Annotated in this window: 14 protein-coding genes and 1 pseudogene; 7 read left to right on the top strand and 8 right to left on the bottom strand. The window is 63.5% G+C overall.

All coding sequences use genetic code 11. From position 1 onward, the window contains the following. Nucleotides 1–81: 81 nt before the first annotated feature. The 4 genes from hflD to U0O11_RS13785 form a co-directional block, all read right to left on the bottom strand. A complete protein-coding gene (gene hflD, locus U0O11_RS13800; protein WP_043333854.1) occupies nucleotides 82–717 on the bottom strand; it encodes a high frequency lysogenization protein HflD in 636 nt (211 codons plus the stop codon). Further along, a complete protein-coding gene (mnmA, locus tag U0O11_RS13795) occupies nucleotides 714–1,895 on the bottom strand; it encodes a tRNA 2-thiouridine(34) synthase MnmA (protein ID WP_054555617.1) in 1,182 nt (393 codons plus the stop codon). Before mnmA ends, hflD begins: the two co-directional genes overlap by 4 nt. A 201-nt stretch (nucleotides 1,896–2,096) precedes the next feature. Beyond that, nucleotides 2,097–2,546, bottom strand: coding sequence for an NUDIX domain-containing protein (locus U0O11_RS13790; protein ID WP_043333853.1), 450 nt, complete (start codon nucleotides 2,544–2,546; stop codon nucleotides 2,097–2,099). Next, on the bottom strand, nucleotides 2,546–3,349 hold the full coding sequence (locus U0O11_RS13785) for a pseudouridine synthase (RefSeq protein ID WP_153636424.1): 804 nt from the start codon (nucleotides 3,347–3,349) through the stop codon (nucleotides 2,546–2,548). Before U0O11_RS13785 ends, U0O11_RS13790 begins: the two co-directional genes overlap by 1 nt. 100 nt (nucleotides 3,350–3,449) lie before the next feature. On the opposite strand from U0O11_RS13785, the gene icd reads away from it, so the two are divergent. From icd to clpA, 3 genes are all read left to right on the top strand, one after another. Further along, entirely contained in the window at nucleotides 3,450–4,712 is a 1,263-nt protein-coding gene (icd, locus tag U0O11_RS13780) for an NADP-dependent isocitrate dehydrogenase (RefSeq protein WP_043333852.1), read from the top strand. A 499-nt stretch (nucleotides 4,713–5,211) separates the two neighbouring features. After that, a complete protein-coding gene (gene clpS, locus U0O11_RS13775) occupies nucleotides 5,212–5,613 on the top strand; it encodes an ATP-dependent Clp protease adapter ClpS (RefSeq protein ID WP_324690487.1) in 402 nt (133 codons plus the stop codon). Nucleotides 5,614–5,646: 33 nt separating this feature from the next. Beyond that, entirely contained in the window at nucleotides 5,647–7,911 is a 2,265-nt protein-coding gene (clpA, locus tag U0O11_RS13770; protein WP_043333850.1) for an ATP-dependent Clp protease ATP-binding subunit ClpA, read from the top strand. A 575-nt stretch (nucleotides 7,912–8,486) separates the two neighbouring features. Here clpA and infA read toward each other — a convergent pair. From infA to aat, 3 genes are all read right to left on the bottom strand, one after another. Then, nucleotides 8,487–8,705 carry a translation initiation factor IF-1 gene (infA, locus tag U0O11_RS13765; RefSeq protein WP_024953359.1) on the bottom strand — a complete coding sequence of 73 codons (219 nt, stop codon included), beginning with the start codon at nucleotides 8,703–8,705 and terminating at the stop codon, nucleotides 8,487–8,489. A 354-nt stretch (nucleotides 8,706–9,059) separates the two neighbouring features. Next, nucleotides 9,060–9,863 (bottom strand): arginyltransferase, encoded by an 804-nt coding sequence (locus U0O11_RS13760; RefSeq protein WP_054555616.1) that lies wholly within the window; start codon nucleotides 9,861–9,863, stop codon nucleotides 9,060–9,062. A gap of 36 nt (nucleotides 9,864–9,899) precedes the next feature. Then, nucleotides 9,900–10,616, bottom strand: a complete 717-nt coding sequence (gene aat, locus U0O11_RS13755) for a leucyl/phenylalanyl-tRNA--protein transferase (protein WP_225347171.1) — start codon at nucleotides 10,614–10,616, stop codon at nucleotides 9,900–9,902. Nucleotides 10,617–10,642: 26 nt separating this feature from the next. On the opposite strand from aat, the pseudogene U0O11_RS17665 reads away from it, so the two are divergent. From U0O11_RS17665 to lolA, 3 genes and pseudogenes are all read left to right on the top strand, one after another. Beyond that, nucleotides 10,643–11,683 (top strand): annotated as a pseudogene (locus U0O11_RS17665) (DNA translocase FtsK 4TM domain-containing protein); the annotation flags it as partial. Then, nucleotides 11,663–14,875: a DNA translocase FtsK gene (locus tag U0O11_RS13750; protein ID WP_442872659.1), complete on the top strand. Its 3,213-nt coding sequence runs from the start codon at nucleotides 11,663–11,665 to the stop codon at nucleotides 14,873–14,875. The pseudogene U0O11_RS17665 and the gene U0O11_RS13750, both read left to right, overlap by 21 nt. Nucleotides 14,876–15,068: 193 nt before the next feature. Beyond that, complete coding sequence (gene lolA, locus U0O11_RS13745) at nucleotides 15,069–15,737, top strand: outer membrane lipoprotein chaperone LolA (protein WP_054555615.1); 669 nt, start codon at nucleotides 15,069–15,071, stop codon at nucleotides 15,735–15,737. A gap of 131 nt (nucleotides 15,738–15,868) precedes the next feature. Here the strand turns inward: lolA and U0O11_RS13740 are convergent, their stop codons facing one another. Continuing rightward, nucleotides 15,869–17,236 carry a replication-associated recombination protein A gene (locus U0O11_RS13740; RefSeq protein ID WP_324690482.1) on the bottom strand — a complete coding sequence of 456 codons (1,368 nt, stop codon included), beginning with the start codon at nucleotides 17,234–17,236 and terminating at the stop codon, nucleotides 15,869–15,871. 312 nt (nucleotides 17,237–17,548) lie between these two features. Between U0O11_RS13740 and U0O11_RS13735 the strand changes: the two genes are divergently transcribed. After that, nucleotides 17,549–18,097, top strand: coding sequence for a hemerythrin domain-containing protein (locus U0O11_RS13735; protein ID WP_043331576.1), 549 nt, complete (start codon nucleotides 17,549–17,551; stop codon nucleotides 18,095–18,097). The last annotated feature ends 39 nt before the right edge of the window (nucleotides 18,098–18,136 follow it).

Genomic DNA, 18,136 nt, shown 5'->3' with positions numbered 1-18,136 from the left:
TGGGCTCCAGCGTTGTTGAAGCGAATTCGGGTGTGAATCTGGTGCGTCAGGTGACGCGCTGGCGCGAGCGCGGAGGCGGGCTCAGCCCAGCTGCTGCAATGACTTCTTGAGCGCGCTGCGCTGGAAGACCAGCTTCCAGCGACGGCCACCCTGCTGGTCCCACAGCAGCGCGAAGCGCACGCCTGCCAGCAGGGCGCAGCGGATGCGTTCCGGCATCATGCGCTGCTGCAGCAGGCCGGGGTCGCCCTGCACCACGATCCGGTAGCGGAAGGTGGAGAGGGTCTGCTGGTAAAGCTCGCCCAGACTTGCGATCACGTTCTCGTGGGTCGGCCCGAAGTGCTCGGCCTGGCCCTGGATGCGCGTCAGGCCCGCGCCCAGCTTGTCCAGCATGTCCGGGTCCTTCTTGAGCTTGCTCATCAGCATCACCAGCGAGAAGCCGTAACGCATCACCACGGGCGAGACCTGGCGACGTTCCATCACCGCACTGACGGTGTCGATGCCGAGCCGCAGGCGGTTATGGTGTCCGCCGTAGATGGCTTCGAAGCTTTCCGGATTGGTATCCAGCGTGGCATTGACCAGGGTTTCCCAGGCGCGCTCATCGCACTGGCCGTGGCGGGCCAGCTCATCGACCAGCGCGGCTGCCTGGAAGACGCCCGCCAGCGACAGTGCCTGGCGGGTAGTGGTATCAGTGACGGGACGGATCGGCACGCTGGTCATTGCGCGGCGGACTCCTCGGGGCCAGAGAGCGGGGCGGTGGAAGCGCTGGCGTCCGCCGCCGGAAGTTTCCAGGCGGCATCGATCACGCCGCCGCCCAGACAGATGTCGCCGAGATAGAAGACGGCAGACTGGCCGGGCGTGACGGCGCGTTGCGGTTCATCGAAACGCACCTCGACACGCTGGCCGTCATTGACGATCAAGGTCGCGGCCTGGTCTTCCTGGCGATAGCGGTTCTTGCAGCGAATGCGCAGCTCGCCATTGGCATCGGTCTGCGGCGGCTCGCCGGCGACCCAGTCGACGGATTCGGTGCTCAACGCCTGAGTGTAGAGCAGGTCGTGGTGCTTGCCCTGCACGGCGATCAGCACGTTGCGCTCCAGGTCCTTGGCACACACGAACCAGGGCGCGTCCGGATAGCGCTTGAGGCCACCGATTCCCAGCCCCTGGCGCTGGCCGAGGGTGTAGTACATCAGGCCCATGTGCTCGCCGATGACATCGCCATCGGGGGTCTCGATCTTGCCGGGCTGAGCGGGCAGGTACTGCTTGAGGAAGTCGGCGAAACGCCGCTCGCCGATGAAGCAGATACCGGTGGAATCCTTCTTGCGCGCGGTGATCAGCTCATGCTTCTCGGCGATGGCGCGTACTTCGTGCTTCTCGAGCTCGCCGACCGGGAACAGGGTGCGCGCGATGGCCGCCTGCGGCACGGCATGCAGGAAGTAGCTCTGGTCCTTGTTGGTGTCCAGGCCCTTGAGCAGGCGCGGGAGACCATCACGCACGCCGCCACGCACGTAGTGACCGGTGGCGATCAGCTCGGCGCCCAGCATCTCGGCATACTCGAGGAAGACCTTGAACTTGATCTCGCGGTTGCACAGGATGTCGGGATTCGGCGTGCGACCGGCCTTGTACTCGGCCAGGAAGTGCTCGAAGACGTTGTCCCAGTACTCCGCGGCGAAGTTGGCGGTGTGCAGCTTGATGCCGAGCTTGTCGCACACGGCCTGGGCATCGGCCAGGTCTTCGAGGGCGGTGCAGTATTCGCTACCGTCGTCTTCGTCCCAGTTCTTCATGAACAGGCCTTCGACGTGGTAGCCCTGCTCCATCAACAACAGGGCAGAGACGGAGGAGTCGACACCGCCGGACATGCCGACGATGACCTTGGTTCCGGTACCGGTTTCAGCGGTCATCAGTTCTCTCGTCACCCGCATGGCCGCGGGTTGTCACAAACAGGGGAGGCGGCAGCCCCGTCATTCTGGCGCCGCTTGAATGGGCGGGATTATACCTGAATGCGGGGGTGGGATTCACCCCGCCTGCGCCGTCTGCCGCACAGGGCCGCAAGCGCCGCTCGACAGCACGCCCGGCGGCGGACTTCCGGCGCGGGCAATCGCTCAATCGTGCAGCACATCCAGCGGGAAACGCTTGCCACGTTGGCTGTCGCGAATACGCCGGGTCACCAGCGGGCTGCGCAGGCGGCCCATGTCCTCGAGCTGCTCGATCTCCTCAAGCGACAGCCAGTGCGTTCTGACGATGTCAGGGTCCAGCGGCGTGCACAGGTGCTCAAGGGCGGCGGCCTCGAAACTGTGGGAGTGGAAGTGGGTGCCGTCCTCGGCCACGTGCACATAGAGGCCGAGATAGCCGGTCAGCAGGATGCGCCAGGCGGTTTCCTCGCGCACTTCGCGTTGCACGCCGTCGATGATGCGCTCATGGGGTTCGAGATGGCCGGCCGGCTGGTTGAACACCGTGCAGGGCCCGCCCTTGTCTTCCTCGACGATCAGGTAGCGCCCGGCGCGTTCGACGACGCAGGCGACGGTGACATTCGGGGTCCAGCGAGCAGCCATCAGGATTTCCTTCCTTTCTTGGGGGATGAGGGACGACGGGAGGGGGCGCGGGCGCCGGGTGTCTTGCCTGAACCCTTGCCTTCAGTCTGGCCAGAACTCCGACGGGAACCCCGACCTGAGCCCTTGCCGCTCTTGCCCGCGCTGTTGCCTCTATTGTCACTGCCCCGGGGGCCAGCGTTGCCGGTGCGGCGCTCGCCCGGCTTGCCAGTCGCGCCCTTGTGGCGTGGCGAGCGGGACTCGCGACGAGGTGGCGCAGGCATCTCGACTTCCTCGCTGCGCCATTCACCGGGGGCAAGGCCGTCGAGCTTCCACGGCCCGATGGCCGCGCGGATCAAGCGCAGGGTCGGCAGGCCGACGTGGGCGGTCATGCGGCGCACCTGGCGATTGCGACCTTCGCTGATGATGATCTCCAGCCAGTGGGTCGGAATGCTCGCACGGAAGCGCACAGGGGGTTGCCTGTCAGGCAACTCGGGGGGCTCGATGCGCCGCACTTTGGCTGGGCGCGTCATGCCATCCTTGAGTTCGACACCGGCACGCAGCGCGGCGATGGCCTGCTCGTCAGGGGCACCTTCCACCTGTACCCAGTAGGTCTTGGGCTGCTTCTTCTTCGGGTGCGCGATCTGGTGGGAGAGTGCGCCATCACTGGTGAGCAGCAGCAGTCCCTCGGAGTCATAGTCGAGGCGCCCGGCGGCATAGACATCCGGTACGTCGATGAAGTCAGCGAGTGTCTGGCGGCCCTGATCGCGGTCGGTGAACTGGGTCAGGACGCGGTAAGGCTTGTGAAGCAGATATATGAGAGACATGGTTTAGACTTTTGTCGCGGCTGCCGTATAAGCCTACTGTGAGAAGCGGCACGGGTGCTATACTCGCGCCTCCACTGAATCCATGACAGGGGAGTTATCAATGGGGTTCCAGAAGATTGTCGTCCCGGAAGGCGGTGCCAAGATCACCGCAAATTCCGACAATACCCTCAACGTTCCGAATAATCCGATCATCCCGTTCATCGAAGGCGATGGTATCGGTGTGGACGTGACTCCGGCCATGAAGATTGCCATCGACGCTGCTGTCGACAAGGCCTATGGCGGCGAGCGCAAGATTCACTGGATGGAAGTCTACGCCGGTGAAAAAGCCACTCACGTTTATGATGCTGACACCTGGCTGCCGGAAGAGACTCTCGAGGCTGTCAAGGATTACATCGTTTCCATCAAGGGTCCGCTGACCACTCCGGTGGGCGGTGGTATTCGCTCCCTGAACGTCGCTCTGCGTCAGAAGCTGGATCTGTACACCTGCCTGCGCCCGGTGCGCTGGTTCACTGGTGTGCCGAGCCCGGTCAAGAAGCCGGCTGACGTCGACATGGTCATTTTCCGCGAAAACTCCGAAGACATCTATGCCGGTGTCGAATGGAAAGCGGGAACGCCGGAAGCCGACAAGGTCATCAAGTTCCTGCGTGAAGAGATGGGTGTCACCAACATCCGCTTCCCGGAGAACTGCGGTATCGGCGTCAAGCCGGTCTCCGAAGAAGGTACCAAGCGTCTGGTCCGTCAGGCTGTCCAGTACACCATCGACAACGACCGTGAGTCGCTGACCCTGGTGCACAAGGGCAACATCATGAAGTTCACCGAAGGTGCCTTCAAGGACTGGGGCTACGAAATCGTCAAGGACGAGTTCGGCGGCGAGCTGCTGGATGGCGGCCCGTGGATGACCTTCAAGAACCCGAACAACGGCAAGGACATCGTGGTCAAGGACGTCATCGCTGACGCCATGCTCCAGCAGATCCTGCTGCGTCCGGCGGAATATGACGTCATCGCCACCCTGAACCTGAACGGTGACTACCTGTCCGACGCTCTGGCGGCGGAAGTGGGTGGTATCGGTATCGCGCCGGGTGCCAACCTGTCCGACACCGTCGCCATGTTCGAAGCGACTCACGGTACTGCACCGAAGTACGCTGGCCAGGACAAGGTCAACCCGGGCTCCGTCATCCTCTCTGCCGAGATGATGCTGCGTCACATGGGTTGGGTCGAAGCGGCTGATCTCGTGCTGAAAGGCGTCGAGAAGGCCATCGCCAAGGGCGAAGTCACCTATGACTTCCATCGCCTGATGGACGATGCCAAGCTGCTGAAGTGCTCCGAGTTCGGTCAGGCTGTTGCTGACAACATGGATGCCTGAGACCCTGCGTTGATCTGATGCCCAGGCATCAGGTTGCGTGACAGGTTTCAGCAGAAGGCCCCCGGACATGTCCGGGGGCCTTCTTGCGTTTGAGATGGAAGCTTCTCGGTTGCGCGCTCAGTCTGCTGCCAACGATTGCCACTCCTGTGCGTTCTGCGTGGAGCGTTCTGCGCGGGGGTTCTGTGCGGAAGCATTGCGGGCTTCATTGAGCGGCGAGACGCTTGAGTGGGTCGCCGGTTGGCGACGCCTGTCGAGAGGTGTCTGTCGCGTATGTGAGCGAAAATGCATGCAAATGTCCGCATTCATGTCAGAGCGTCGCGATGCAGGCATGAACGTGTACGCTCAGGCGTGCGCGACTAAAGCTTGCAACCAGATCGACAAGCCCCCATCTTTTCCTTATCACACCCACATTGAGACGACGTGGCAGCGCTTGACCTTCTCCGCGGCGCGTTGAGGCAATCTGCTTCGTCACGGCTTGTGTTCACCGGATCAGCCCCTTATGTTCAAGACAGAGACATCGCGCGGCAGTCCTCCCTTTCTGGAGACACTGTCGATCAGCAATCAGGCCCAGTCGGCTCAGGCACCCGGATACCAGGAAGACCACGAAGGTGATCTGGCATTCGAGACCGCTGAGCCTGAACTGGCTCCACCGCCCATGTACAAGGTCGTTCTGCACAATGATGACTTCACGCCGATGGACTTCGTCGTGGAGGTGCTGACCACCTTTTTCAACAAGGATCAGGAGCAGGCAGTACAGATCATGCTCGCTGTCCATCATCAGGGAAAAGGAACCTGTGGCATCTTCAGTCGCGACATCGCGGAAACGAAATGCCACCAAGTCAATCAATATGCTCGAGAGTGCCAGCATCCGCTGCTGTGCGACATCGACCGGGCGGAGTGATCCGTCCAAGACGCGGCCTAGAGGGGACTTGCCATGTTGAGCAAAGAACTTGAACTGACCCTGAACACGGCCTTCACCGTGGCACGTTCCAAACGCCACGAATTCATGACCGTGGAACACCTCCTGCTGGCACTGCTGGACAATGCCTCCGCTGCCGATGTCCTGCGCGCCTGTGGTGCCAATCTGGACAAGCTGCGAGTCGACCTTCAGGACTTCATCAATTCCACCACCCCGCTGATTCCGGAAGAGCAGGAAGACCGCGAGACGCAGCCGACGCTGGGCTTCCAGCGCGTCCTGCAGCGTGCCGTCTTCCACGTGCAATCCTCCGGCAAGAGTGAAGTGACCGGCGCCAACGTGCTGGTGGCCATCTTCTCCGAGCAGGAAAGTCAGGCCGTCTACTTCCTCAAGCAGCAGAATGTCGCGCGTGTGGACGCGGTCAATTACATCGCGCATGGCATCTCCAAGGTCGCGGGTCACACCCAGACGCCCCAGGCGTCGGTCGAGAATGAAGAGAGCGAAGAGGCGAGCAGCGAAGGCGGCAACAACCCGCTGACCAACTACGCCACCAACCTCAACGAGCAGGCGCGTCTGGGCAAGATCGACCCGCTGATCGGTCGCGATGGCGAGCTCGAGCGCGTGGTGCAGATTCTGGTGCGTCGCCGCAAGAACAACCCGCTGCTGGTCGGTGAGGCCGGTGTCGGCAAGACCGCCATCGCGGAAGGTCTCGCCAAGCGCATCGTCGAGGAGGACGTGCCGGACGTCATCAAGGAAGCCGTGGTCTACTCGCTGGATCTCGGGGCGTTGCTGGCCGGCACCAAGTACCGCGGTGACTTCGAGAAGCGTCTCAAGTCGCTGCTGGCGGAGCTGCGCAAGGAACCGAACTCGATCCTGTTCATCGATGAGATCCACACCGTCATCGGTGCGGGTGCCGCGTCCGGTGGCGTGATGGATGCCTCCAACCTGCTCAAGCCGCTGCTGTCTTCCGGCGAGCTGCGTTGCATCGGTTCCACCACCTTCCAGGAATTCCGTGGCATCTTCGAGAAGGACCGCGCCCTGGCGCGCCGCTTCCAGAAGGTCGATGTCATGGAGCCGTCGGTGGATGACACCATCCGCATCCTCAAGGGGCTGCGTGGTCGCTTCGAGGAGCACCATGCCATCAAGTACACCGATGCCTCGCTGGAAACGGCAGTGCGTCTGGCAGACCGCTACATCAACGACCGTCAGCTGCCGGACAAGGCCATCGACGTGATCGACGAGGCCGGTGCCCACCAGCGCCTGCTGCCGGAGAGCATCCGCGTCGACACCATCGATACCGAGCAGGTCGAGGCGATCGTCGCCTCCATCGCCCGCATTCCGCCGAAGACGGTCTCCAGTTCCGACAAGAAGCTGCTGTCCAACCTCGAGCGCGATCTCAAGATGCTGGTTTTCGGGCAGGACGACGCCATCACCGGGCTGTCCGCAGCGATCAAGCTGTCGCGTGCAGGCCTCAAGGCGCCGGACAAGCCGGTGGGCAGCTTCCTGTTCGCTGGCCCGACAGGGGTCGGCAAGACCGAGGTCGCTCGTCAGCTGGCGGCGCTGATGGGCATCGAGCTGGTGCGCTTCGACATGTCCGAGTACATGGAGCGCCACACCGTCTCGCGCCTCATCGGGGCACCGCCGGGCTACGTCGGTTATGACCAGGGTGGTCTGTTGACCGAAGCCATCACCAAGCAGCCGCACTGCGTGCTGTTGCTTGATGAGATCGAGAAGGCACACCCGGAAGTCTTCAACCTGCTGCTGCAGGTGATGGACCACGGCCGCCTGACCGACAACAACGGTCGCGAAGCGGACTTCCGCAACGTCATTCTGGTGATGACCTCCAATGCGGGTGCCGAGCAGGTGGCGCGTCGCTCCATCGGCTTCAAGCACCAGGATCACTCCACCGACGCCATGGAAGTCATCCGCAAGACGTTCTCGCCGGAATTCCGCAACCGTCTGGATGGCATCATCCAGTTCGGCGCGCTGGATCTCGCCGTGGTGCGCAATGTGGTCGACAAGTTCCTGGTCGAACTGCAGGCGCAGCTGGATGAGAAGCGTGTGCAGCTGGATGTCGCTGATGAGGCGCGCGACTTGCTGGCGACTCTCGGGTATGACCCGGCAATGGGGGCTCGCCCGATGGCACGCGTGATTCAGGAGAAGCTCAAGAAGCCGCTGGCAGAGATGATCCTGTTCGGCGACCTGTCCGAGTCGGGCGGCATCGTGCATGTCACGGTCGACAACGGCGAGCTGCACCTGGAAACGGAAGCGGAAATGGCGTGATCTGACGCTCAGCTTGCTGCCCTGAAGGGTCGACATGAACGGTCAGTGCTCAAGCACTGGCCGTTTTTTATGCCTGTCAGTCAGCAAGCTGTCCGCACGTAGCGAGCATGAAGTCGATTGCTCAAGCTGGACACGCGCGCACGCCAAGGGGCTCGCCATCCTCAAGGGAAGGGCGGGGAGTTGGATGAGTACTGGAGGAGGCGAATGCGTATCGGGGGAAGCGAATGCGTACTGGGGGGAGAAGATGCCCAGCGGGGATGAGCCGCCTGTCATCATTGAATGGGAGCGAAGGCCAGATTGGCGTTCGGGCTCAAGACGCATTCATGGGACAAGGCGGCATCATCGGAATACTCAGGCATACGCCATCGAGGTGGCGGGTGTCTCGCCGCGAAGGGCAAGTCTTGCAACCTCGATGCGTTCCGGGTCCGGGCGGAGGGTTCAGGCGGAGGTGACGCTGGTGCCTGAGGTGCCGGGAACGACCGGTTCAGCCAGCCGGTGTCATGATGATCGCATGCAGGTCCAGGACGTACAGAGTGATCGATGGCATGGCAACCGGCAGGGCAGTCTGACCGTGCTTAGCGCGAACGGTAGACGATACGGCCCTTGGACAGGTCGTACGGAGTCAGCTCAACCTTGACCTTGTCGCCAGTCAGGATGCGGATGTAGTTCTTGCGCATCTTGCCGGAGATGTGAGCGGTCACGATGTGGCCGTTTTCCAGTTCAACACGGAAAGTGGTGTTCGGAAGGGTGTCGACGATGACGCCTTCCATTTCAATATGATCTTCACGCGCCATATAGGCTGATCCTCACTTATTACAGGGAATACTGCTGGTAGTTCCGAGCCGCCTCAGCACAAAAAGTGCCCGATTCGGGACTTCGATACGCGATATTGTGCCGTAAGGGCGGCGGCAAGGCAAAGTCGAAGCGCGATTGTACGTTCCTTGAGCGCCTGTGGGCAGCTCAGGAGGAAGATAAAAATCGGCATCTTGCGCCGGGGCAACTCTCGGCAGGCGGTTGGTCGGCACTCAGCGCTGTCTGATGAGCCCCTGCCAGCTGAGCGTTGCGTCACCATAGCGTTGTCGGAGCGCTTGCGTCGAGAGGGCGCCTGGAGAGCGCGTCGAAAGAGCCCATGCAATGAGCTCAGCGCGTCACTCGCCGGATGTCACTGACGCGCCTTGCTTGACCAGGCTCAGTGGCAGATGGCTGTCGGTATGGTTGGCCGGTATGCGTCGCCGCCAGTGGCTGCCATCCAGATACTCGAGCGGCTGGAAATGCTGCTTGTAGTTCATCTTGCGGCAATCGCGGATCCAGTAGCCCAGATAGAGGTGGGTCAGGCCTTCGCGGCGTGCCTGCTCAATCTGCCACAGCACCGCGTAGGTCCCCAGCGAGCGCTGATTCAGTGACTCATCGGGATCGTAGAAGGTATAGATGGCGGACAGGCCATGACTCATGCGGTCCATGGCGGCGACGGCCACCAGACGGCCATCGAGGCGAAAGCTCACCAGGCGGGCATAGTCATCGCGGGAGGTGAGGAAGGTGCGATACTGCTCATGACTGGGCGGGAACATGTCGCCATCCGCATGACGGCTGCGGATGTAGTGGGCGTAGAGGCGATAATGCTCGGGGTCGAAGAGTGCTGGCCCCTCTTCGATGACCAGGTCGGCATTGCGACGCACCAGACGCTTCTGGGTGCGGTTGGGCGTGAAGTCGGCGATCGGCACGCGTACGGAAATGCAGGCACGGCAATCACCGCAATGCGGACGATAGAGATGAGAGCCGCTGCGACGAAAGCCGAGCAGGGCAAGGGCGTCATAGACACCGGAATTGGGCGCTTCCTGCGGATCGAGAAACAGCGTGGTCGCCTGGCGGCCTTCCAGATAGCTGCAGGCGTGCGGTACCGTCAGAAAGAAGCGCAGATCGCGTTGCGGTTGCTTGGGGGTATTGCTGCTCACCGTTGCATCATCTCCCTCTTGGAATTGCCGTGGCCATCATTCCCGGGCGTGCTGCGTGGGCCAGGATGTCAGTGACCACTTGCCCTCATGCCCTTGGCCAGTGGCATACTGGTCAAGATAGCTGATGAAATCGCTGCGGGCGATGCTGCGGGCGCCAAGACTTGCCAGGTGCGGAGTATGCATCTGACAGTCGATCAACGGAAAATCCCGTGCCTTCAATTCCTGGCACAGGATCACCAGCGCCAGTTTCGAGGCATCGGGCACGCGCGAGAACATCGACTCGCCGAAGAAGATGCGTCCACAGGCGACGCCATACAGGCCGCCCACCAGAGAATCGCCCTGCCAGACTTCAACGCTGTGGGCATGTCCCATGGCATGCAGGGCGATGTAGGCCCGCTGCATTTCTGGCAATATCCACGTGCCTGCCTGGCCATCGCGAGGAATGCTGGCACAGGCATTGATCACACCGGTAAAGTCGCGGTCGATACTGTAGCTCAGGCCTGCATTGCGCAGGCGCTTGGCCAGACTGCGGCGTACACGGACTTCCTCTGGCTTGAGCACCATGCGTGGGTCCGGTGACCACCACAGGATGGGGTCACCCGGACTGAACCAGGGAAATATGCCGCGGGGGTAGGCCGCCAGCAGCCACTCGGGACTGAGTTCGCCCCCTGCACACAGCAGGCCGTCGGGCTCGCTCAGGGCGGTGGAAGCATGCGGAAAGCGGACAGGGGCAGGGGGAAGCCAGGGAAGCATGGGCAGCCTCTTGTCGGTTCGGGAACATGCACGGAGCAATGGGCTCCTGGCGCCTTGGCGTCATGAGCAGACGTGAATCGGCAATTATGACGTCACTGCCATCGAATGGTTATGATAACCGGCTGAAGGTACATGGAAAATCGCCCACAAGGTGCAAGGGGGATGGCGACTTGACTGCCAAGAGTGCCAGAAAGACAAGTCGGGAACAGGCCAAGCCTGAAACCCGTAGCCGCCGTGCGGCAGCAACACCCAGGAAGCGTGCCCGTCAGAAAGCGGACTCGCCGGGCTTCTTCGCGCGTCTGCGCGGTGCTTCGGCCACTGAGTCCAGCCCGGCACGCAAGACGCCGCGCGTCTCGGGCAAGCCCGCGAGGAAGGACGCCAGCGGCCAGCCTGCTGCCAAGGCCAGAAACAAGCCGCGCGTGCAGGAAGAGAGCCCTGCAGCCCAGCGCCGCGCCGAGCGTCAGGCCGAACGCGCCGAACGCCAGGCCATCCGCGCCGAGCAGCGTGCGGAGAAGGCAGCGCGACCACCGTCACGCCTGACCACCACCCTGCAGGGCGTCAGCCGTGAAGGCGTGGTCATTCTCATGCTCAGCCTATGCGTCTTCATGCTTCTGGCGCTGTTCAGCTATGCGCCGACGGACCCCGGCTGGTCCTACAGCGGCCCTGAACTCACGCCCAGCAACTGGATGGGCAGCATCGGTGCCTGGCTGTCAGACGTGCTGTATTCGCTGTTTGGCGGCAGTGCCCTGTGGTGGCCGGCAATGCTGGGCTTCGGTGCCTGGCGCCTGATGCGTCAGCCCAGTACAGAGCTGGTGTGGGACCCGACGACCATCGCGGTGCGCGCTGGCGGCCTGTTCCTGCTGATCATGGCGACCTGCGTCATCGGCGATATCCAGTTCTACAGCCCCGACAGCCAGCTGACCAACGGCGCGGGCGGCATTCTCGGCAAGGGCATCGCCGGGGCACTGACGCCATTGATCGGCATGGGCGGCACGGTACTGGTCGCGATGGCCAGCTTCCTGTGCGGCTTCACGCTGTTTACCGGCATGTCGTGGCTGACGGTCATGGATGAGCTGGGCAATGGCTGCATGCGGGTGTCCGGCTGGTTCGCCGAGCGCTTCAACAGTCGCCGCGACGATCAGGACGCCTACGATGACGAGGCAGCCTACGCCGAAGAGTCGCTGACGCACGAGGACGGTGAAGAGGATGACTCGGATCGCGACCCGGCCCCCAGACTGAGCTGGTGGCAGCGTCTGCTGCCGGGCCGCCGTGCCCGTGAGGATGAGTGGGACGAGGACAGCGACGAGATTCTGCTTGGTCGCCGTCAGGAGGCAGAAGGCATCGCCGCCGAGCCGCGCGGCCAGCGCCGTGTCGAGCCGTCTCTGGATGGCGGCACCGACGAGGCCATCAGCGCTCGCGATGACTTCGCGGATGACCGCAGCACCGATATCCCGTGGCAGACCGCTGAAACCACGCCTTCCGCCAAGGTGCCGGGCGCTGCCTACACCGAGCGCATGACGGTGCAGAGCGCCAATGTCAGCATCGAAGGGGTTGATCTGGCCGCGGCCCTGAAGACCGCCGTGGCGGCAGAGGCCGCCTCCGCGCCGCGTGTCGCGCATGCCGATGTCACGCGCTCCCGTCTGCCGCAAGCCGCTGCCATTGAGGCCGAGCGCCAGCGTCATGCTGACGCCTCAGTCACCACGCAGGCTCCCAAGGCGGCGACGCCAGCCCCTGCCGCCGAAGATACGGCATCAGCCTCCGACAGTACGGCTGCCCCTGCTGCCTGGGACGCCGCCTCAGCCTTTGCACCGACCGCTCGTCACGACACGGCTCGTCATGAGACCGCCCGACACGACACGGCGCAAGACGCTCAGGCGCAGAGCGAGGCCGAAGCTCACAAGGCTCCGTCTCAGGCACAAGCTCAGGCTCAAGAGCTGGCTCGCGAGCAGGAAGCGCAGCGCTTGGCTGAACAGGAAGCGCAGCGCTTGGCAGAACAGGAGGCGCAGCGCGAAGCTGAACAGAAAGCGCAGCGTGCAGCCGAGCAGCAAGCGGCAGAGCGACAAGCGCAGCTCGAAAAGCAGGCACAGCTCGAGCAGCAGGCGCAGCTTGAGAAAGAGGCACAGCGTGAGCGCGACGCGCAACTTGCGCGCGAGCGCAGTGATGCCGCGCCGGATAGCCGCAATCAACCGCCGGAGCCCAGGGACGACGATGATGCGCCCCTGCCCGGCAGTGGTGGTCAATTCGCCACGGCCGCAGGGCTGGCTGCCGGTGCGGGTGTGATGGCGGCCGGTGTCGCGGCGGCCGCTTCCGAGACTCCCGCTCGCAAGGCGGTCGTCTCCTGGGATGATGCCTTCGAGCAGCCGACGGGCAACGCGCCGACACAGGCAGACGCGCCTGCGGCGCCGAGCAGCCCGTCTGCCACGCCGCCGCAGCATGCCCCTGAGCCGCGTCAGCCTGCAGCGCCTCATCAACCGGCCGAGCCGGTCGCACCAGCGGAGCCCGATTCCGTGGCGCCTCAGGCCGAGCATGTGCCGCCTTTCGAGGCGCCGACAGCCACGCCGGAAGCGACCCCCGCAACGGCCGAGCGTCCTTCCTGGGCCTATGACGGCGATGAGTCCGGCATGGTGCCGGGCGGTGGTCGTCTGGCGACGGCGGAAGATGCGCAGGCGGCTGCCAGTGATCCCTCCGGCCCGACCCTGTGGACCGTGGAGCACATGCAGAGTCAGCGCCATGAAGGCGCCGATCACGAGGACGAGCCGGAAGGGGACCTGCCGCAGCTGAGTCTGCTGACGCCGCCGGATGCCCAGAAGCCCAACTACAGCGAAGAAGAGCTCGACCAGATGGCCGAGCTGCTGGTGGTGCGTCTGCGCGAGTATGGCGTCAAGGCCGAGGTGGCGGATGTCTGGCCGGGGCCGGTCATCACACGCTTCGAGATTCAGCCGGCGCCGGGCGTCAAGGCGTCCAAGATCTCCAACCTGTCGACGGACCTGGCGCGTTCGCTGCTGGTCAAGAGCGTGCGTGTGGTCGAGGTGATTCCGGGCCGTCCGACGGTCGGCATCGAGATCCCCAACCCCAACCGCGCCATGATTCGCCTGCGCGAAGTGTTCGATTCCGATGCCTATCAGCTGGCGGAATCTCCGGTCACCCTGGCGCTGGGGCAGGATATCGGTGGCGCGCCTGTCGTGGCCAACCTCGGCAAGATGCCACACCTGCTGGTCGCCGGTACCACCGGTTCGGGCAAGTCAGTCGGCATCAACTCGATGCTGATCTCGATGCTGCTCAAGGCCACGCCGGACGAAGTGCGCATGATCATGGTCGACCCCAAGATGCTGGAGCTGTCGGTCTATGACGGCATTCCGCATCTGCTGGCGCCGGTGGTGACCGACATGAAGGAGGCCGCCAACGCCCTGCGCTGGTGTGTCGCCGAGATGGAGCGTCGCTACAAGCTGATGGCCGCCATGGGCGTGCGCAACCTGGCCGGCTTCAATGCCAAGATCGATGAAGCCGAGGCACATGGCGCCCAGATCGCTGACCCGCTGTGGGAGCCGCAGCCCTGGGAGATGCACCAGCATCCGCCGGTGCTCGCCAAGCTGCCCTACATCGTGGTGGTGATCGACGAGTTTGCCGACATGTTCATGATCGTCGGCAAGAAGGTCGAGGAGTTGATCGCACGTCTGGCCCAGAAGGCGCGCGCCGCGGGGATTCACCTGATTCTGGCCACCCAGCGTCCGTCGGTGGACGTGGTGACCGGCCTGATCAAGGCCAACATCCCGACGCGCATGGCCTTCCAGGTCTCCTCCAAGATCGACTCGCGCACCATCCTCGATCAGGGCGGCGCCGAGGACCTGCTGGGTCACGGTGACATGCTCTACCTGCCGGCCGGTGCCGGCATGCCGACGCGCGTTCATGGTGCCTTCGTCGATGATGACGAGGTTCACCGTGTGGTCGATGACTGGAAGCGTCGCGGCTCGCCGGAGTACATCGAGGAGATCCTCACCGGTGGTGTGCAGGCGGATGCGCTGGCCGGCCTCGAGGCTGAAGGCGAGGACAGCGATGCCGAGCAGGATGCGCTCTACGATGAGGCCGTGGCCTATGTGGTCGAGTCGCGTCGTGCCTCCATCTCTGCCGTGCAGCGTCGCTTCAAGATCGGGTACAACCGCGCCGCGCGTCTGGTCGAGGCGATGGAGATGGCGGGCGTCGTCTCCGCGATGGGCACCAATGGCTCGCGGGAAGTGATCGCGCCCAACCACAGCGGCTAGCCGCCGCCGGCCTGGTCGCTGAAACACACGAAGGGGAGCTTTTTGCTCCCCTTCGTGTCAAAGACATCAGATAACAGATCACTGCCAGCAGGATATTGGCAGCAATCATCCCGAATCGCTGAAATGATGATGGTCAGCTGCAGGGCCTCGGTGCCGAGGCTTGCCACTGGTCTTCCTCATCGCAAGGAGTTTCATGAAGACATTGTCCCGTTCTTTCGCTTCTTCGTTGACCGCTCGTCTGGCCAAGGGGCTGGGCGCCGCGCTGATGTTGGGCATGGCCGCTCTGCCAGCGCACGCCGAGGAATCGGCAGGCGATCGCCTGTCGCGCCTGCTGGAGCCGCTCAAGACCTATGCAGCCGACTTCGATCAGCAGATCCTCGATGCCTCCGGTCAGCGTCTGCAGGAAGCCAAGGGCAAGATGTGGCTGTCGCGCCCGGGCAAGTTCCGCTGGAGCGTCGATGCGCCGTACCGTCAGGAAGTGGTGTCGGACGGCAAGGAAGTCTATCTGCATGACCCGGACCTCGAGCAGGTCACCGTGCAGCCGCTGGATGAGCGCGTCACCCACACGCCGGCGCTGTTGCTGTCCGGTCGTGCCAGTGAGCTGACCGCCAACTATGCGGTCAAGCGTCAGCAGCAGGGCGCGCGTGAGACCTTCACGCTGACGCCCAAACAGGCCGATACGCTGTTTGAAAGCCTCAAGCTGACCTTCGACAGCGAGCAGCTCGACATGCTGCAGATGGCGGATTCCACCGGCCAGCGTACGGCGATCGACTTCAGCAACGTGCAGTACAACCCGTCGCTGCAGGATAGTCGTTTCGTGTTCCAGATCCCGCAAGGCGCCGACGTCATTCGCGAGCAGTGATCACGCCCAAGGTGCAGCGCAAATCCTGAATACGCTTGACCAGACAAGAACGCCCGGACCTTCTGGTCCGGGCGTTCTTGTCTGTGCCAGTCGCGACTCTGCAGCCATGTGCGCGCAGGATTCGCCGCTGATCAGCTTTGTCCGGGCGTCTCGCCACGGTCTGCGGCGGCGTCCTGCTCGCGGCGCCAGCGCTCAATCTCGGCGAAGCGCTTCTCACCGCCATGCTGGGTCGGGCGGTAGAACTGCTGGGTCGGCAGCTCTTCTGGCCAGGCATCGTGGGAGCGGCCGGCCGGATAGCCATTGGGCTCGTTGTGGGCATAGCGATAGCCTTCGCCCATGCCCAGCTCCTTCATCAGCGTGGTCGGGGCATTGCGCAGGTAGACCGGCACCCCGAAGTGGGGCTGCTGGCGCACGAAGGCCTTGGCTTCCTTCCAGGCCACCTCGATGGCATTGCTCTTGGGCGCGATGGCCAGGTGGATCGCCGCATGGGCGATGGCGCGCTGGCCCTCGTAGTCACCGAGGCGCAGATAGGCGTCCCAGGCGGCGATGGTCAGCGGCAGGGCGCGTGGGTCGGCGTTGCCGACATCTTCGGAGGCAATCGCCGTCAGGCGCCGCACGACATCCAGCGGGTCGCCGCCGCCATCCATGAAGCGCGCCATGTACAACAGCGCCGCGTCGGGCCGCGAGGAGCGTATCGACTTGTGGATCGCCGACAGCAGGTCGTAATAGTCATCGCCCTGCTTGTCGAAGCTGGAGGCCTGATGGCCCAGCACGGCCTCCAGCGAGCTGTTCTCGAGTATCTCGCGCGTTCCCCCCTGGGCGTCTGGCTCACGACGCACGAAGTCACAGGCAGTCTCCAGCAGGCCGAGGGCGCGGCGTGCATCGCCGGAGGCCGAGCGCGCGATGCGGGTCAGCGTCTCGCGGCTGGCTTCGATATGACGCTTGCCGAGGCCGTTGACCTCATCCTGCAGGGCGCGCGTCAGTACCTCGATCAGGTCGTCCGTCTCCAGGGCCTTGAGCACATAGACCCGCGCCCGTGACAGCAGGGCCGAGTTGACCTCGAAGGACGGGTTCTCGGTGGTCGCGCCGATCAGCGTCAGCAGGCCGGATTCCACATGCGGCAACAGGGCATCCTGCTGGCTCTTGTTGAGGCGGTGGATCTCATCGAGAAACATCACCGTCTGGCGATCGCTGGCCTGGAAGTGTCTGGCGCGCTCCACCACCTCGCGGATGTCCTTGACGCCGGCCATCACCGCCGAGAGCTGCTCCAGATGGGCATCACAGCCCTTGGCGAGAATCTCGGCCAGCGTCGTCTTGCCGACCCCCGGCGGCCCCCACAGGATCATCGAGCGCACCACGCCGGAGGCCACCATCTGGCGCAGCGGCATGTCAGGCCCGACCAACGCTGTCTGTCCGATGTAGTCATCCAGGGTGCGGGGACGCATGCGGAAGGCCAGTGGCGCATGGGAATTCGAGGCGGTATCGGCAAAAAGATCCATCGGCGAGTCTGGCTCCGGCAGGCGTGGGGCAGTATTGCGCTCATCATGGCCGATCCTGCAGGACTGTACAAATCAGCAGGGGCGGCACGGTCAGTCAGCGGCCTCAGGCCGCGCGTGGCATTGCACCAGACTGTCATGTTTTCCTGACAGCATGACACGCTCATTTAGGCAATCCCACCCAACGTCTAACTGGCGCTCGGGGGATGTGTCCTACACTTCTAGGTGACGACATTGCTACATTCGGTAGCAATGCCCGAGGCGGCAGCGCTGTCTGCCAGCATCGGCCACCTGTTCCGTAAGGAGGAGGAAGTCATGCCCAATGTGACTCAGCTGCGCCAGGACCACGCCAACATGGCCCGTCTGCTGCACGTGCTTTCGCACCGCCACAAGACGCTCGTCAGTGGTGAGCGTCCCGACTTTCGCATGATGCGTGAGGTGGTGGATTACATTCTCGATTACATGCAGGGCTTCATCATTCCGCTGGAGCGTCAATGCACCCAGATGCTGTGCGAACGCTCCGAAGACGCCGCGCCACTCTGTCAGCGCCTCATCCAGCAATATCGCACCCTGCACGAGCGTCTGGACAAGCTGTCCGACAATCTCGACAGCATCCTGATGGACCAGATCATCCCGATGGATCAGTTCAATGCCGACCTGCGCGAGTATGTGGAGGCACACCGTGACTACCTGCGTGCCGAGCGCCAGGAGCTGTTCCCGCTGATGCGCGACAACCTCAGTGACGAGGAATGGCAGCAGCTGACCGATGCCATCCCGCATGCGCGCACCGAGCTTGAGCGCCTCCAGGAAGCCTACCCGGAACTCTACGCCGAGCTGACCGAGAGTGATGTCGTGACCGCCTGAGCCACGTCGGTCCGATCAGTGACGCTCTGATCCATAACC

Origin of the sequence: Cobetia sp. D5, from assembly GCF_035666195.1 — a bacterium.
GTDB classification, from domain to species: Bacteria; Pseudomonadota; Gammaproteobacteria; order Pseudomonadales; family Halomonadaceae; genus Cobetia; species Cobetia amphilecti.
This window is presented reverse-complemented; position numbering and strand designations above follow the sequence as displayed.

Excerpts from the sequence above, each read along its gene's own strand:
- aat (WP_225347171.1), bottom strand. The coding sequence starts at position 10,616 with ATGCTTCCCTGGCTTCCCCCTGCCCCTGTCCGCTTTCCGCATGCTTCC.
- hflD (WP_043333854.1), bottom strand. The coding sequence starts at position 717 with ATGACCAGCGTGCCGATCCGTCCCGTCACTGATACCACTACCCGCCAG.
- U0O11_RS13790 (WP_043333853.1), bottom strand. The coding sequence starts at position 2,546 with ATGGCTGCTCGCTGGACCCCGAATGTCACCGTCGCCTGCGTCGTCGAA.
- U0O11_RS13740 (WP_324690482.1), bottom strand. The coding sequence starts at position 17,236 with ATGGATCTTTTTGCCGATACCGCCTCGAATTCCCATGCGCCACTGGCC.
- infA (WP_024953359.1), bottom strand. The coding sequence starts at position 8,705 with ATGGCGCGTGAAGATCATATTGAAATGGAAGGCGTCATCGTCGACACC.
- lolA (WP_054555615.1), top strand. The coding sequence starts at position 15,069 with ATGAAGACATTGTCCCGTTCTTTCGCTTCTTCGTTGACCGCTCGTCTG.
- U0O11_RS13750 (WP_442872659.1), top strand. The coding sequence starts at position 11,663 with ATGTCGTGGCTGACGGTCATGGATGAGCTGGGCAATGGCTGCATGCGG.
- U0O11_RS13785 (WP_153636424.1), bottom strand. The coding sequence starts at position 3,349 with ATGTCTCTCATATATCTGCTTCACAAGCCTTACCGCGTCCTGACCCAG.
- icd (WP_043333852.1), top strand. The coding sequence starts at position 3,450 with ATGGGGTTCCAGAAGATTGTCGTCCCGGAAGGCGGTGCCAAGATCACC.
- clpS (WP_324690487.1), top strand. The coding sequence starts at position 5,212 with ATGTTCAAGACAGAGACATCGCGCGGCAGTCCTCCCTTTCTGGAGACA.
- clpA (WP_043333850.1), top strand. The coding sequence starts at position 5,647 with ATGTTGAGCAAAGAACTTGAACTGACCCTGAACACGGCCTTCACCGTG.
- mnmA (WP_054555617.1), bottom strand. The coding sequence starts at position 1,895 with ATGACCGCTGAAACCGGTACCGGAACCAAGGTCATCGTCGGCATGTCC.
- U0O11_RS13735 (WP_043331576.1), top strand. The coding sequence starts at position 17,549 with ATGCCCAATGTGACTCAGCTGCGCCAGGACCACGCCAACATGGCCCGT.